We start from the raw sequence: 13493 nt of genomic DNA, 5'->3' as shown, positions 1-13493 counted from the left end.
GAGCTCGCCGAGGCCCGCGCCGCGCTGGCGGCCGCGCAGGCCGAGCTGGCGCAGCCGCGCGACGAGTCGGCCGAGCTCGCCGAGGCCCGCGCCGCACAGGCGCAGGTCGCGGCCGAGCGTGACCGGCTCGCCGCCGCGCTGGCGGCCGCCGAGGCCGCGCCGGACAGCAACGCTCTCGCGGCCGCCGAGCGCGAACGCGACCTCCTCGCCGGGGAGCTGCGGGCGCGCGACGAGGCGCTCGCCACCGCCGAGAGCGAGCGCGATCGGCTCGCCACCGAGCTCGCTACGCGCGACCGAGACGTCTCCCGCCTCGACACCCAGCGCAGCGACACGAGCTCGGAGCTCGCCGCGGCCCTCGAGGCTCACGACGCGTCGGACCGTGAGCTCGCCGGCCTGCGGCTCGCCCATGGAAGCCTGAAGGCCGCGCATGAGGCACTCGAGGACGAGATCGAGGAGCTGCGCGCCGTGCGCGACGAGCGGGACGCGCTCGCCGGTCAGATCGAGCAGCTCAAGGCCAGCGCGGGGGACCAGGCGAGCGAGAAGTCGAGCCTCAACGACCTGATCCGCGAGCTGCAGGCCGAGCGCGAGACGCTGCAGGCGGATCTGGCGGTCGCGCGAGAGGAGATCGTGCGGCTCGAGCGCGACGTGACCGCCCGCGACCGCTCGCTCGACCAGACGCGCGAGGACGCGGAGCGGCGGATCGAGTCCGAGCGCGCGACCAACACCGAGATCCACTCCCGCCTGGCGACGGCGCGCGAGGAGACGCAGAAGACGATCGCGGCCGAGGCGGAGGAGACCGAGCGGCTGCGCGCGGAGCTCGAGCACCTTCGCGCCGAGCACGACCGCGCGCTCGGGGCCGAGCGGGCCGAGGTCGCCCGGCTGCGGGAGGAGTTGCTCTCCAGCGAGGTCGACGAGGACGCGGAGGAGGCCTCGCGGCGCATGGTCGAGCGGGTAACCCGCGACCTCGAGCGCGAGCGGGCGGTCTCGCGCAACCTCAAGCGCGAGCTGGACACCCTGCGCTCCGACCTCGCGGAGCAGCGTCGGCAGATCAGCTCCTCGACCGCCAACGGAACGCTTCAGATGGACGACGCGCCCGTCCCGGCGCGGGCGGTCCGCACACCGGAGGGCACGCGCCGGCGCGTCGACGCCGCCCGCGCGAACGCCGCCCACCGCGTCCCGAAGGTCCCGCCGTCGCCGGTCGCGCTGTGGGCGGTGCGGGTGTTCGCCACACTGCTCGTCGCTTTCCTCGGCATCCTGCTCGTCGTCCTCATCAAGACCTTCACCTAAACGCACTTGGCCACGCTCGCCCGTCCGGCGCCGCACCTGAAGGGGAGTGCCGCCGCCGTGCGGGGTGCAGCGCTCGTCGCCGCCGCGCTCGCCGTCGCGGCGCTGTCGCTGCTGCTGCCGTACGCGCTCGCGTTCGACCCGTGGGCGTGGGCGGTCTGGGGCCGCGAGGTCGGGCACCTCGCGCTCGACACCACCAGCGGGCCGTCCTGGAAGCCGTTCCCGGTGCTGTTCACGACGCCGCTCGCGCTATTCGGCTCCGCGACACCCGTGTTGTGGCTCGTGATCGCCCGCGCGGGAGGCCTGCTCGCGCTGGCGGGTGTGTTCGCGCTGGCGACCCGGCTGGGCGGGCGCTGGGCGGGCGTTGCCGCGGTGGCGGCGATGGCGCTCTCGCCCTGGTGGCTCTACAACACAGCGCTCGGGAACTCCGAGGGGCTCCTCGCGGCGTCGGTCACGTGGGCGATCGTCGCCCACCTCAACGGCCATCGGCGCGCAACTCTGGCGCTGCTCACGGCGGCCTCGCTGATGCGGCCCGAGGTCTGGCCGTTCCTGATCGCCTACGGCGTCTGGCTGTGGCGGGACGACCGCCGGTCGGTGCTGTTGGCGGGCGGGCTCGTCGTGCTCCTGTGGTTCGGGCCGGACGTTGTCGGGGCGGGTGGGGCGCTGGACGCCTCCAAGGCGGGGCGCGGGATCCCGAGCCCCGGCAGCGCGAAGCTGGCGGACATCCCCGCGCTCGCCCTGCTGCGGGACACCGCGACGCTCGTCACGGTCCCGGCTCTGCTCGCGGCGCTGTTCGCCGCGATCGTGGGCGACCGAACCGTGCGCGTGCTCGCGGCGGGCGCGGTGGGGTGGGTGGCGATCGTGGCGTTGATGACCACGGCCGGCTACGCGGGCAACCCGCGCTACCTCGTCGCCGCGGCGGCGGTCGCGGCGGCGCTGGCGGGGGTGGGCGTGGTGCGCGCCGCGGAGCAGGTGAGCCGGTTTCGTCAGGGATTCCGCGACGAAACCGGCGCACCCGGCGATGGACTGACCGGCGGGGACGCCCGCGGGGCGGGGCTCGCCGCACCTTTCGCCGCGGCGGCGCTCGTCGCCGCGATCTTCGCGGTCACGGCGGGGGACCTGAGGGCCCAGGTGCGCGAGCTCGACTCCCGCGCCGCCGCGTCGAGCGCCTTCGAGGGCGTGCTGGCGCGCGCGGGCGGGAAGGAGACGCTGCTGCGCTGCTCGCGAATTCGCACCAGCACCCGCGCCCGCTCGCTCGTCGCGTGGCACCTCGACCTCCCGCTGCGCGACCTCGACGCCCACCCCGTCCGCCCCGCCGTCGTGATCCGCGCGAAGTGGTTCTACGGGCAGGGCCTCGAACCCCCGCGCGAGCCGGGCTACCGAACCCTCGTCACCACGCCGTACTGGCAGTTCGTGGCGAGCTGCGGTCGAGCCCCGCAGGTCGGCACTTGAAGACGGCCTGGCCCGGTTTAGGGTTCGCTTATGTTCGGCGGCGCTCTGCGGCGCGGTTTCGTGGGCGAAATCTAAAGATGGCCTGGGCCCGTTTATCTTTGGCGCGATGGACGTCGCGATCGTGGTGCATGGAGGCGCGGGGAAGTGGCCCGCGGACGCGCATGGGCGGGCGAGTGCGGGTGTGGAGCGTGCCGTCGCGGCCGGGCACGCGGTGCTCGCCGCGGGTGGCGATGCGCTCGCGGCCGTGCAGGCGGCGGTGATCGTCCTCGAGGACGACCCGGTCTTCAACGCGGGTCGCGGGGCGGCGTTGAACGAGCAGGGCGCGATCGGGCTCGACGCGTCGATCATGCGCGGGTCCGACCGCGCGGCGGGCGCCGTCGCCGCGATCACCGGCATCCGCAACCCGGTCCAGGCGGCGCGAGCGGTCCTCGACGAGGGCCGCCACGTGATGCTCGTGGGCGACTCGGCGGGGGCCTATGCCCGCGCGGCCGGGCTGGCCACCGAGCCGGAGGCGTGGTTTCACACCGAGGACCGGCGGCTCGCGTACGAGGCGGGGGACGACAGCCGCGGCGGCACCGTCGGCGCCGTCGCCCGCGACGCCCGCGGCGGGGTCGCGGCGGCGACCTCCACCGGCGGCTCGAGCGGCAAGCACCCCGGCCGGGTGGGCGACTCGCCCCTGGTCGCCGCCGGTACCTGGGCCGACGACGCCACCGCCGCGATCTCCTGCACCGGCGACGGCGAGGCGATCATCCGCGTCGCGCTCGCCCACGAGATCGACGCGCTGATGCGCCACGCCGGCCTCCCGCTCGGCGAGGCCTGCGACCGCGCCCTCGCCGGGCTCGCGCACCTCGGCACCGCGGGGCTGATCGCGGTCGGCGCGGACGGGATCGCGACCCCGTTCACCACCGACGCGATGCCGCGCGCCTGGCGCGTGGGGGACGGGCCGACCGGCGTGGCGATCGGTGCCTGACGTCGACCACCTCTACGCCCTCCCGCTCGAGGAGTTCACGCCGGCCCGCGACGCCGCCGCCAAAGAGATCCGCAAGGCCGGCGACCGCGAGACCGCCGCGATCGTCGCCAAGCTCCCCAAGCCGACGCCCGCCGCCTGGACGGCGAACCAGGTCGCCCGCGAGCAGCCCGACCTGATCGACGCCATGCTCGCCGCGGGGGAGGAGCTGCGCATCGCCCAGGAGGCCGCCGTCTCCGGTGGCGGCGCCGCCGGCCTGCGCGACGCCACCCAGGCCGAACGCCGCGCCGTCGAAGCCGTCATGACCGCCGCGACGGCCTTCAAGCCCGCCGGCAAGCCGCTGTCGCGCGCGATGGCCGACCGCCTGCGCACGACGCTCCACGCCGCCGCGGGGGACGAGGCGATCCGCGAAGCCCTCGCCGAAGGCCGCCTCGTCGACGAGGCGCAAGCGGGCGGCGCATGGCCGTTCGCCCTCGACCCGACGCCCCGCGAGGAGAGGGGCGCGAAGAAGCGCGCGCCGGCGAAGCGCGGCGAGGAGGCGGGCGGAGAGGGAGCGGGCGGCGCGGCGACGAAGCGCGGCGGGCGCGCGGCGAAGAGCGGCGAGGAGGCGGGAGGCGCGGGCGCGGGCGGCGCGGCGACGAAGCGCGGCGGGCGCGCGGCGAAGGGCGGCGAGGAGGCGGGCGGCGCGGCGGCGAAGGGCACCGACGACGCGGGCGGCGCGGCGACGAAGCGCGGCGCGGCAAACGGCGACGAGGCGGCGGCCGCCGCCGAGCGCGAGCGCAAGGCCGCGGAAGCAAGAGAGGCCGCGGAGCGAGAGGCGGCGGAGCGTGAGGCCCGCAAGGCGCTCGAGGGTGAATTGCGGGAGGCGCGGACGGCGTTACGGGTGCGGGAACGGGTCTTCAAAGGCGCCGAGGAGGACGCGACCGCGGCGCACGACGGGGTCGGGCAGGCGAAGGCCGCGCTCGAGCAGGCGCAGAAGGCGGTCGAGGACGCGATCGCCGAGGCCGAGGCCGCCGACCATGTGCGCGACCACGCCCGCGACGCGCTCGATCAGGCGCGCGACACCGTCGCCCGCCTCGAGGAGCGCCTCGACTGACGCGGGCGCCGTACGCCATCCTGGGGGCGATGGGCAGGGATGACATCGGGGTGCTCGAGCCCGGAGCCGCCGAGGACGTCGGCCTCGTGCAACGCCTCAGCGACCTCGTCAACGCGGTCTACACCGTCGCCGAAGACGGCATGTGGCAGCCGGGCGCGCAACGCACCACGCCCGCCGAGCTGGCCGGGATGATCCGAGACGGGCAGATCGCCGTCGCCACCCGCGACGGCGCCCCGACAGGCATGGTCCGCCTCCGGGACGTGAGCGCCGACACCGCCGAGTTCGGCATGTTGGTCGCGGCGGCCGACGAGCGCAACACCGGGATCGGCCGCGCGCTGCTGGACTTCGCGGAACGGACGAGCGCCGAGCGCGGCATGACCACGATGCAGCTCGAGCTGCTCGTCCCGCGCGGGTGGGCGCACCCGAGCAAGGAGTTCCTCAAGGGCTGGTACGGCCGCCGCGGCTATCGGCTGATCCGCACCGGCAAGCTCGACGACGCGTACCCGCACCTCGCGCCGCACCTCGCGACGCCGTGCGACCTCGAAGTCCACGCCAAGCCGCTCTAACCGACCGCGACCTCCGCGCGCCCGACGCGTGCGTCGCCGAGCCCTGAGACCATGAACGGCATCGTGGCCGGCTTGCGCTGCTGTTCGAAGCCGACGCTGATCTCCATCGTGCCGCGACACCCGTACGACACCCACACGTCGTGCCGCACCACAGCCCCAGCGGCGACGTCCTTGATGATCGGGCCGCCGACGATGCCGGTGGAGCAGCCCGCGTTGCCGTTCTTGACCTGGTACCGGACCGTGTAGAAGGAGCGCACGTCCGCCCCGACGCGGGCGCGGAACCGGATCGTGACCCGCCGCTGGGCCGGGATCTTCGTCGGCGCCTGCACGCCCGGCGGCTTCTCGGGCTTGGAACCGACGACGACCCGCACGGTGCTCGCCAAGTCGCTCGCGTCGACGTGCGGCAGCTTCGGCGCGACGTAGCCACGAAGCGGGCAGGAACGGGCGCCGCCCAGACGCCTCGGGTTCGGGATCACGCACCGGCTCCCGTCCGCGTACTCGACGCTGCGCAGCCCGCTCCCGGGGGAGACGCCGGGGGAGAAGTAGCCCACGTTGCCCCGCCCCTGCTCGGTCTGCTTGACGACGAGGTACGCGCCCTCCGGACGGCTCACCGCTTGACGGACGATGCGCGAGCCGTCGCGGTAGGTGACCGCCGTCGCGTCCGGCCCGAGCAGGCCGTAGTAGACCGTGCGCAGCGAATCCGCCGGGCACTTCGGCACCCCGTTCACCGCGCGCTGCGGGTTGCACGAGCGCATGTCGCCGCCCGCGGGCAGACCGACGTACGTCATCGCGATGAACAGGTTCCCGGCGGCGTCGGGGACCTGGCAGTTGGCGGGGGCGGAGAGCCGCGGCGCGCGCTCGTGGAACGTGCCGTCGGCGCCGAGCACGCCCAGCTTGCCGTCCTGCAGGCGCCCGAGCTCGACGCAGCCGAACCCGCGCGTGGTCCTCGTCAGTCGCAGCGCCCACGGCGGACCGCCGGCCGGGTCGTCCGCTCGCACGTCGAGCACCTTGGCCGCGCCGCGCGGCGAACCGTAGACGCCCTGCTGCGGCGCGACCGCAGGGGGAGGCGACGCGTGCTTCGGCGAGCCGCCGAGCAGCACGAACGCGCTCGCCGCGACCGCGACCACGGCGAGCGACAACGGCAAGACCGCCATCCGCGCGCCCGACCGGCGCCGCCGCACGTCGCCCGCCTCGACCGCGACCCGCGAGATCTCACGTTCCAGCTCGTCCAAGACCCTCATGCGAGATCTCCTTCCGATCGCAGTTCCAGCGCGGCCGCCAAAGCACGCAGCCCGCGGGAGACGCGGGCGCGCGCGGTCGCCTCGGTCACGCCGAGCGACCTCGCGACCTCCGGGTACGGCAGCTCCTCGACCACCCGCAGGCGCAGCGCCTCGCGCTGGTCGTCGCTGAGCCGCGCCAGCTCCTCGCCCAGCGCGTCCCGCAGCGGAGCGAGCCCCGCCCAGCGCTCGATCTCCTCCGCCTCGCCGTCGAGCAGCACCGGCGTCCGGACGCCCAGCGCCTCGCGGGCACGCCGGTCGAGCGCACCCTTCTTCAGATACCGGCCGACCTGGCGGCGCGCGATCGTCAGCAGCCACGCCCGCGCTTCGAGATCGGTGCGACCGCGGAACGAGCCACGGCCGCGGAACGCCTGAGCGAACGTCTCCGCGCACAGGTCGACAGCGGCGTCGGCGTCGAGCACACGACGCGCGCAGAAGCGCAGCACGAACTCGGACTCGCGGCGGTAGAAGGCGACGAACCCTGCGGAGGTGGTCAGCGGCTCCATCACCCCCAAAGTGGCGACCTCTCACGATGTTGTGACCACGACCAAACGCTTGGTAGGATCACGCGATGGTCGTCCCCGAAGCGATCGCCCGGCTGCACCCGGAAGCCGCCGCCCTGCTGCAGCGCGCGCAGGACCTCGCCGGCGAGCAGTGCCGCGCGACGCTCGAGGGTGCCGATCCCCTCGACGCCCGCGACGCCTTCGCAGAGCAGTTCGCGTTCGCGGTCGGCAGCGTCACCGACGAGCACATCAAAGCCCTCAACATGGACGACAGCGACCTGTGGGCGTTCGTCTGCGCGATCTACGAGACCGACATGGGACTGCGCCTGCAACGGGTCGCGGAGGCCGTGCTGTGACGCGGATCGCCGCACCCACCCACGGCGGCCGCTACGGCACCGAGCTGGACGAGGCGATGCGCGACTTCGAGCGCGCCGTCGTCCGCATCAAGGGCCTGGACCCGCTCACCACGGAGCTGGTCCGCCTGCGCTGCGCCCGCATCCACGACTGCCGCCGCTGCCGCTCGGTGCGCGACGAGGCCGCGATCGAAGCCGGCTTCGACGAAGTCCTCGGCGCGCAGATCGACGACTACGAGGCCTCAGACCTCACCCCTCGCCAGAAGGCCGCGCTGCGCCTCACCGACGCGATGATCCTCGGCACGGAACCCGACCGCGACGACGCCCGCGCCCACTTCACCGACGCGGAGATCGCCGAGCTCCTGCTCGACGTCGTCAAGTGGAGCGTGCAGAAGGCGCTGGTCGCGGTCCGGATCGAGCCGCCGGCCGGCGACGACCTGACCCTGATGGCCGCCGACGCCGACGGCAGCTTCCGGTACTAACCCTCTGCGGCCGGCGGCACGTTCGGGTAGCAGGCGAGCGCGAGCCGGAACGCGTGGCCCTCGCCGCCGCCGTAGCGCGTCAGCACCTCGCCGAACGCGCGCTGCAGCTCGGCGACGAACGCCGCGCCGTCCTCCGGCGCCAGCCTGATGTCACCCGCGATCCCGAACGACGGCAACGACGGGGGACCCGCGCCCAGGGTCGCCAGGTCGCGCTGCAGGCTCTCGGTCAGGTCGAGCAGGAACCCGAGCCCCAGCAGCTGGTCGCGAGTCCGCGGCTCGCCGAGGCGGCCGACGATCGTCGGCGAGACCCAGAAGGACTTCGCCACCGCCTGGTACACGCCCTCGATGATCCCGCGGACGCGGTTCTCCTCGACGAGCGTGACCAGCCCGTGCGCCTGCAGGCGCTTGACGTGGTAGTAGACGGCCTGCGGCGTGTCGCCGAGGACCTGCCCGATCTGCGTGCAGGTGCGTGGCTCGGCGAGCTGACGCAGCACCTCGACCCGCTTGGGCTTCAGGAGCGCGTCGGCCTGTTCGACCGTGTCGATGTAGAGCGTGTCGAGCACTTACGGCGTGCTTTGTACGTCAAAGCACACGGATATGCAAGGGCTGAGCGCTCTCATGCTGACATTCCGCCGTCGACGGGGATCGTCGCGCCCGTGAGGAACGAGCTGTCGTCGCAAGCGAGGAACAACACCGCGCGGGCGATCTCGTCCGCCGACGCGTGCCGGCCGAGCGGGATCATGCCATCGAAGACGCCTGCCGCGCGTTCTTCCTCCAGCCCGGTCGCGGTCACCTCGATCGTGTGCTGGAAGGCGTTGTCGACCGGCCCGGGGTGGATCGTGTTCACGCGGATGCCACGCGACGCGACCTCCTTCGCGGCCGTGCGCATCAAGCCGACCAAAGCGTGCTTCGAGGTGGCGTAGGCGGCGATCCCGGGGTCCGACGTCAACCCCACGACCGACGAGTTCAGCACGAGCGACCCGCCTGGGCGCATCGCCTTGAGGGCATGCTTGGCGACGTGGAACGGGCCGAGCACGTTGACCGCGAGCACGTGCGCGAAGACGTCCTCCGGGTAGTCCTCGACCGGCGCGACGGAACCGAAGACGCCCGCGTTGGCGAACGCGATGTCGAGCCCGCCGAACTCGTCGACGCACGTCCGCACCGCCCGCGCGACCGCGTCGGACGAGGTCACATCGGCCTCCACGAACACCGCGCCGCCCGACTCCGCGGGCGCCACGATGTCGGAGATCACCACGGAAGCGCCCTCGGCCAGGAACAATCGGGCCGTCGCCAGCCCGATCGAGCCGGCCCCGCCGGTGATGAACGCCACCTTGCCCGCCAGCCGCATCGCCGCCTCCAAAAGTTCAAACGATTTGTCGTAATGTACGCGCCGTGAAGACCGTTCGCGACGCCACGTTCGACGTGCTCAGGCGCCTCGACCTGACGACGATCTTCTCCAATCCCGGCTCGACCGAGGTGCCGCTGCTCGCCGGTCTGCCCGACGACCTGACGTTCGTGCTCGCCTTGCACGAGGGCAGCGTGGTCGCGATGGCCGCCGGCCACGCGCTCGGCCGCGGCGCCCCCGCGCTCGCCCTCCTGCACTCGATGCCCGGCCTCGGGAACGCGGTCGCCGCGCTCGCCACCGCACGCCTGAACCGCGCGCCGCTGGTGGTCGTCGTCGGCCAGCAGGACCGCCGCCACCTCACGCTCGACCCGTTCCTCGCCGGGCAGCTCGACGGCCTCGCCGGTGCCTACCCGGTCCACACCGCCCACCCAGCTCGCGCACAGGACGTCCCGGGCGCGATCGTCCGCGCCTACCACGAGGCCGTCACCGCCCGCGGGCCGGCACTGGTGATCGTCCCGATGGGGGACTGGGCCGAGCCCGCGCCTGAGCCGCACGAGATCACCGGGCCGCAACGCATCGTGCGCTCGAGCGCCGCCGACCCCGTCGCGATCGACGACCTGGCCGCGCTGCTCGACGACGCGCTGAACCCCGCGATCGTCGCCGGGGCGAGCGCCGGGTGGGAAGGGCTCACCGAGCTCGCCGAGCGCCTCGGGTGCCCCGTCTTCCAGGAGCCGTTCGGGGGCCAGGCCGGGTTCCCGCAGGACCACCCGCAGTTCGCCGGCCACGTGCCCGCACGTCGCGCGCGTGTGCGCGAATTGCTCAAGCCGCACGACCTCGTGCTCGTCGTCGGCACCGGCGCGCTGCGGCAATATCCGTATGAGCCGGGCCCGCTGGTCCACCCGACGACCCTCCTCGCGGTCATCACGCAGGACCCGGAGGAGGCGCACCGCAGCCCGGTCGAGCTCGCCGTGCTCGGCGACCCGGACGCGACCTGCGCCGCGCTCGCCAACGCGGTGCCTCCGCGCGAGCCGCATGTCACCCCGTTCCCCCGGCCGGCGCCCCTCGAGCCGGCCGAGCCGCTGCGCGCGGGCCACGTCCTGCAGGCGCTCGCGGACCGGCTGCCGGGCGACGCGATCCTGCTCGAAGAGACGCCCTCGTCACGTCCGGAGCTCCACGCCCGCATCCCCGCGAGGGCCCCGCTCGGCTTCCTCAGCGCGATGGGGATGCTCGGGTTCGCGCTCCCCGCCGCGATCGGGCTGCGGATGGCGACCGACCGGCCCGTGGTCGCGGTCGTCGGCGACGGCTCGAGCCTCTACCAGATCCAGGCGCTGTGGACCGCCGCCGCGTACGAGGCCGGCGTCCTCTTCCTCGTCCTGCGCAACGGCGGCTACGCGATCATGGACCGGCTGGCGGAGCGCGCCGGGGCGCCCGGCCCGTGGCCGGCGATCGAACCCGTCGACATCGCCGCGATGGCCCGCGCGCAGGGTGTCGAGGCGCGCCGGATCGACACCCACGACGAGCTGATCGCGGCGCTCGACACGGAGCTCACCGCGCGCACGACCCCGCTCCTGCTCGAGATCGTCGTCGCTCAGGACGCGACGTTCGACCCCTGATTCATCGCCTCGAGCACGGCGTGCGTGCGCAATGCGCCGCCGGCCAGGACGGCCGACACGCGCCCCTGGTGCAGGACGACGACGCGGTCGCACAGCGACGCCAGCTCGTCGATGTCGGTCGAGCAGAGCAGGACGGGCGCGCCCGCGGCGGCGGTCGAGCGGATCAGCGCGTGCATCTCGCCCTTGGCGCCGACGTCGACGCCCCGCGTCGGGTCGTCGAGCAGCACGACCGACGGCGCCGCGTCCAGCCACTTCGCGAAGACGACCTTCTGCTGGTTGCCGCCGGAGAGGGATCCGGCCGACTGATCGACGGACGACGACCGGATCCGCAGCGAGCGCACCTGCTCGCGCGCCCGCACGCGCAGCGCGCCCGAGCGCACGATCGGGCCGTCGGCCGCGAGCCCGACCGAGCGGATCTGGCCGATGTTCTCCCAGAGCGGCTTGTCGAGCATCAGCCCGAGCCGCCGCCGGTCGCCGGTGACCAGCGCGACGCCCGCGCGGATCGCGTTGCGCAGGCCGTGCGGGACCGGCGCGCCGGTGGGCAGGATCACCGTCCCGCTGTCCGGCCGCCGCAGCCCGCTGACCAGCTCGAGCACGGTGTGATGCCCGGCGCCGGCGACGCCCGCCAACCCCACGACCTCACCCCGCGCGACCGACAGGTCGAGCGGCTCGAGCCGCCCCTCGACCGCCACGTCGCGCAGTTCCAGCCCGCCCCGCTCGACCTCGATCGCGCCGGCCACACGGACCGGCGGCGCCTCGGGGGGATCACCGAGCATGGCCTCGACGATCAGCGGCACGGTCAACTGCGCGCGCGGGCGGGCGGCCATCGCGACGCGGCCGTCGCGCAGCACCGTGACCTCGTCGCACAGCGCCATCACGTCCTCGAGGATGTGCGACACGAACACCACGCCCACCTGCCGATCGCGCAGCACCCGCAGCGTGTCCAGCAGCATCGCCGTCGACGTCGAGCCGAGCGCGGACGTCGGCTCGTCGAGGATCAGCACCCGCGGGTCGGTCAGCAGCGCCTTGGCGATCTCGAGCAGCTGGCGCTCGGCGAGCGCCAGCTCGGCCACCGGTGCGCGCAGCGACACGTCCAGCCCCAGCTCGAAGAGCACCGGCCGTGCACGCAAGGCCATCGCGCCGCGGTCGACGAACGGCCCGCGCTTGAGCTCGCGCATCGGGTACAGGTTCGCCAGGACGTCGAGGTCCGGGAACAGGTTCAGCTCCTGCGAGACCACCGCGACGCCCGCCCGGACGGCCTCGGCGGTGGAGCTGAAACGAACCGCCAGGCCGTCCAGCTCCACCGTTCCCGAGTCCGGCGCGAGCGCACCCGCGACGATCTTGACCAGCGTCGACTTGCCCGCGCCGTTCTCGCCCAGCAGGGCGTGCACCGATCCGGCGCGGACCGTGAAGCCCGCGCCGGAAAGGGCGACCACCCCGCCGTAGCTCTTGCTCAGGTCGCGGGCCTCGAGCATCAGGGCATCGCGCTCAGGTACTGATCCGGCGCGCCGAGCTGCTTTGCGACCTCGTCCTTGAAGTAGGCCGAGCGGCTCGCCGGGTCCTTCTGGCGGGCGATGATCTCGTCGATGTTGTCCTTGTTGACCGTGAGCGCGCCCGAGTTCCACATGCCCTCGGGCAGCGGCTTGCCGCCCTGCGCGGAGTCGGCCATCAGCTTCACCGCCAGGTAGCCCTTGAGCCAGTGCTCGGGGGAGATGAGCGCCTCGACGTAGCCGTCGCGCACGCCCTCCATCGCGACCTGGTCGAGGTCGCACGCGCCGACGAGCAGCTTCTTCTGGCCCGGCTTGCGCTGGATGCGGGTGAGCGAGACCGCGGCCTGAGAGCCCGGCCCCACGTAGGCGAGCGCGTCCGGGTGCGCTTTGACCTGCGCGCTCCAGGTGTTGAAGTCGTCGGTCGGGGACTGCTTGGCGTCGAAGACCAGGAACGTCACGCCCGGGCGCTCCTTCTGCATGACGTCCTTGAAGCCCTGGTTGCGCTGTTCGAGCACCGGCAGGCCGGGCGTGTCGGTGCCGATCAGGATCTCGCCCTTGGCGTCTTCGGGGATCTTCGCCAGCAGCGCCTTGGCCAGGTCCTGACCGATCTCGACGTTCGAGTTGCCGATCAGCAGCTTGACGGCGTCCTCGGCGCCCTTCGGCGGCGGCACGTCGACCGCCACCAGCGGGACGTTCTGCGACGCCGCGGTCTGCAGCGGGCGGATGAACAGGTCGGGGGTGAGCGTCATCATCGCCACGCCGTCCTTCGAGGTGCGAGTCGCGGCCTGGAAGAGCTGCACCTGCTTGGGCCCGTTGACCTCGGCGGGCGCGGCCTCGGTCAGCTTCACGCCGGCGGTGTCGCCCGCGGCGGCCTTCGCGCCCAGCGCCATCTCCTGCGCGAAGTTCGTGGTCGTGGTCGGGTAGATGAACGCGACCTTCGCCGTCTTTTCGCCGCCGCCGCTGCCCGCGCCGGAGGCGGTGCTCTCGCTGTTCGCGCTCTTGTTCGCCGAGCCGCAGCCGGCCAGGGCCAGTGCGGTCAGCGCGACGAGGCATCTCACCCGCATG

The 13493-nt window shown here is 73.9% G+C and carries 13 protein-coding genes and 1 pseudogene; 8 read left to right on the top strand and 6 right to left on the bottom strand.

Annotated elements, in window-relative coordinates; genetic code table 11:
• The 5 genes and pseudogenes from G569_RS63965 to G569_RS0123350 form a co-directional block, all read left to right on the top strand.
• Window positions 1-1287, top strand: a pseudogene (locus tag G569_RS63965) (hypothetical protein); the annotation flags it as partial.
• A gap of 6 nt (window positions 1288-1293) precedes the next feature.
• Complete coding sequence (locus tag G569_RS0123365) at window positions 1294-2736, top strand: putative hexosyltransferase (RefSeq protein WP_028065217.1); 1443 nt, start codon at window positions 1294-1296, stop codon at window positions 2734-2736.
• Between the two features lie 106 nt (window positions 2737-2842).
• Window positions 2843-3706 (top strand): isoaspartyl peptidase/L-asparaginase family protein, encoded by an 864-nt coding sequence (locus G569_RS0123360; RefSeq protein WP_028065216.1) that lies wholly within the window; start codon window positions 2843-2845, stop codon window positions 3704-3706.
• Window positions 3699-4799 (top strand): hypothetical protein, encoded by a 1101-nt coding sequence (locus tag G569_RS0123355; protein ID WP_028065215.1) that lies wholly within the window; start codon window positions 3699-3701, stop codon window positions 4797-4799. Before G569_RS0123360 ends, G569_RS0123355 begins: the two co-directional genes overlap by 8 nt.
• 29 nt (window positions 4800-4828) lie before the next feature.
• Window positions 4829-5365 (top strand): GNAT family N-acetyltransferase, encoded by a 537-nt coding sequence (locus G569_RS0123350; protein ID WP_028065214.1) that lies wholly within the window; start codon window positions 4829-4831, stop codon window positions 5363-5365.
• Here the strand turns inward: G569_RS0123350 and G569_RS0123345 are convergent.
• Both G569_RS0123345 and G569_RS50905 read right to left on the bottom strand, forming a co-directional pair.
• Window positions 5362-6606 (bottom strand): hypothetical protein, encoded by a 1245-nt coding sequence (locus G569_RS0123345; protein WP_157592245.1) that lies wholly within the window; start codon window positions 6604-6606, stop codon window positions 5362-5364. The two genes, G569_RS0123350 and G569_RS0123345, sit on opposite strands and share 4 nt — an antisense overlap.
• Window positions 6603-7148 carry an RNA polymerase sigma factor gene (locus G569_RS50905; RefSeq protein WP_053226861.1) on the bottom strand — a complete coding sequence of 182 codons (546 nt, stop codon included), beginning with the start codon at window positions 7146-7148 and terminating at the stop codon, window positions 6603-6605. Before G569_RS50905 ends, G569_RS0123345 begins: the two co-directional genes overlap by 4 nt.
• 65 nt (window positions 7149-7213) lie before the next feature.
• On the opposite strand from G569_RS50905, the gene G569_RS0123335 reads away from it, so the two are divergent.
• Window positions 7214-7501, top strand: a complete 288-nt coding sequence (locus G569_RS0123335) for a hypothetical protein (RefSeq protein WP_028065212.1) — start codon at window positions 7214-7216, stop codon at window positions 7499-7501.
• The gene (locus tag G569_RS50900) at window positions 7498-7980 is read left to right on the top strand and encodes a carboxymuconolactone decarboxylase family protein (RefSeq protein WP_053226860.1); all 483 of its coding nucleotides are present in this window, start codon (window positions 7498-7500) and stop codon (window positions 7978-7980) included. The genes G569_RS0123335 and G569_RS50900 overlap by 4 nt, the downstream gene beginning before the upstream one ends.
• Here the strand turns inward: G569_RS50900 and G569_RS0123325 are convergent.
• Both G569_RS0123325 and G569_RS0123320 read right to left on the bottom strand, forming a co-directional pair.
• The gene (locus tag G569_RS0123325) at window positions 7977-8543 is read right to left on the bottom strand and encodes an ArsR/SmtB family transcription factor (RefSeq protein WP_028065211.1); all 567 of its coding nucleotides are present in this window, start codon (window positions 8541-8543) and stop codon (window positions 7977-7979) included. The two genes, G569_RS50900 and G569_RS0123325, sit on opposite strands and share 4 nt — an antisense overlap.
• A gap of 53 nt (window positions 8544-8596) precedes the next feature.
• Complete coding sequence (locus G569_RS0123320) at window positions 8597-9328, bottom strand: SDR family NAD(P)-dependent oxidoreductase (RefSeq protein WP_028065210.1); 732 nt, start codon at window positions 9326-9328, stop codon at window positions 8597-8599.
• A gap of 44 nt (window positions 9329-9372) precedes the next feature.
• Between G569_RS0123320 and G569_RS0123315 the strand changes: the two genes are divergently transcribed.
• Entirely contained in the window at window positions 9373-10938 is a 1566-nt protein-coding gene (locus tag G569_RS0123315; RefSeq protein ID WP_028065209.1) for a thiamine pyrophosphate-binding protein, read from the top strand.
• Here the strand turns inward: G569_RS0123315 and G569_RS0123310 are convergent.
• Together G569_RS0123310 and G569_RS0123305 are read right to left on the bottom strand one after the other, a co-directional pair.
• The gene (locus G569_RS0123310; protein ID WP_028065208.1) at window positions 10914-12413 is read right to left on the bottom strand and encodes a sugar ABC transporter ATP-binding protein; all 1500 of its coding nucleotides are present in this window, start codon (window positions 12411-12413) and stop codon (window positions 10914-10916) included. The two genes, G569_RS0123315 and G569_RS0123310, sit on opposite strands and share 25 nt — an antisense overlap.
• Entirely contained in the window at window positions 12413-13492 is a 1080-nt protein-coding gene (locus G569_RS0123305; protein ID WP_028065207.1) for a sugar ABC transporter substrate-binding protein, read from the bottom strand. Before G569_RS0123305 ends, G569_RS0123310 begins: the two co-directional genes overlap by 1 nt.
• Window position 13493 lies beyond the last annotated feature (1 nt).

The sequence above is a fragment of the Solirubrobacter soli DSM 22325 genome, from assembly GCF_000423665.1.
Lineage (GTDB): Bacteria > Actinomycetota > Thermoleophilia > Solirubrobacterales > Solirubrobacteraceae > Solirubrobacter > Solirubrobacter soli.
This window is presented reverse-complemented; position numbering and strand designations above follow the sequence as displayed.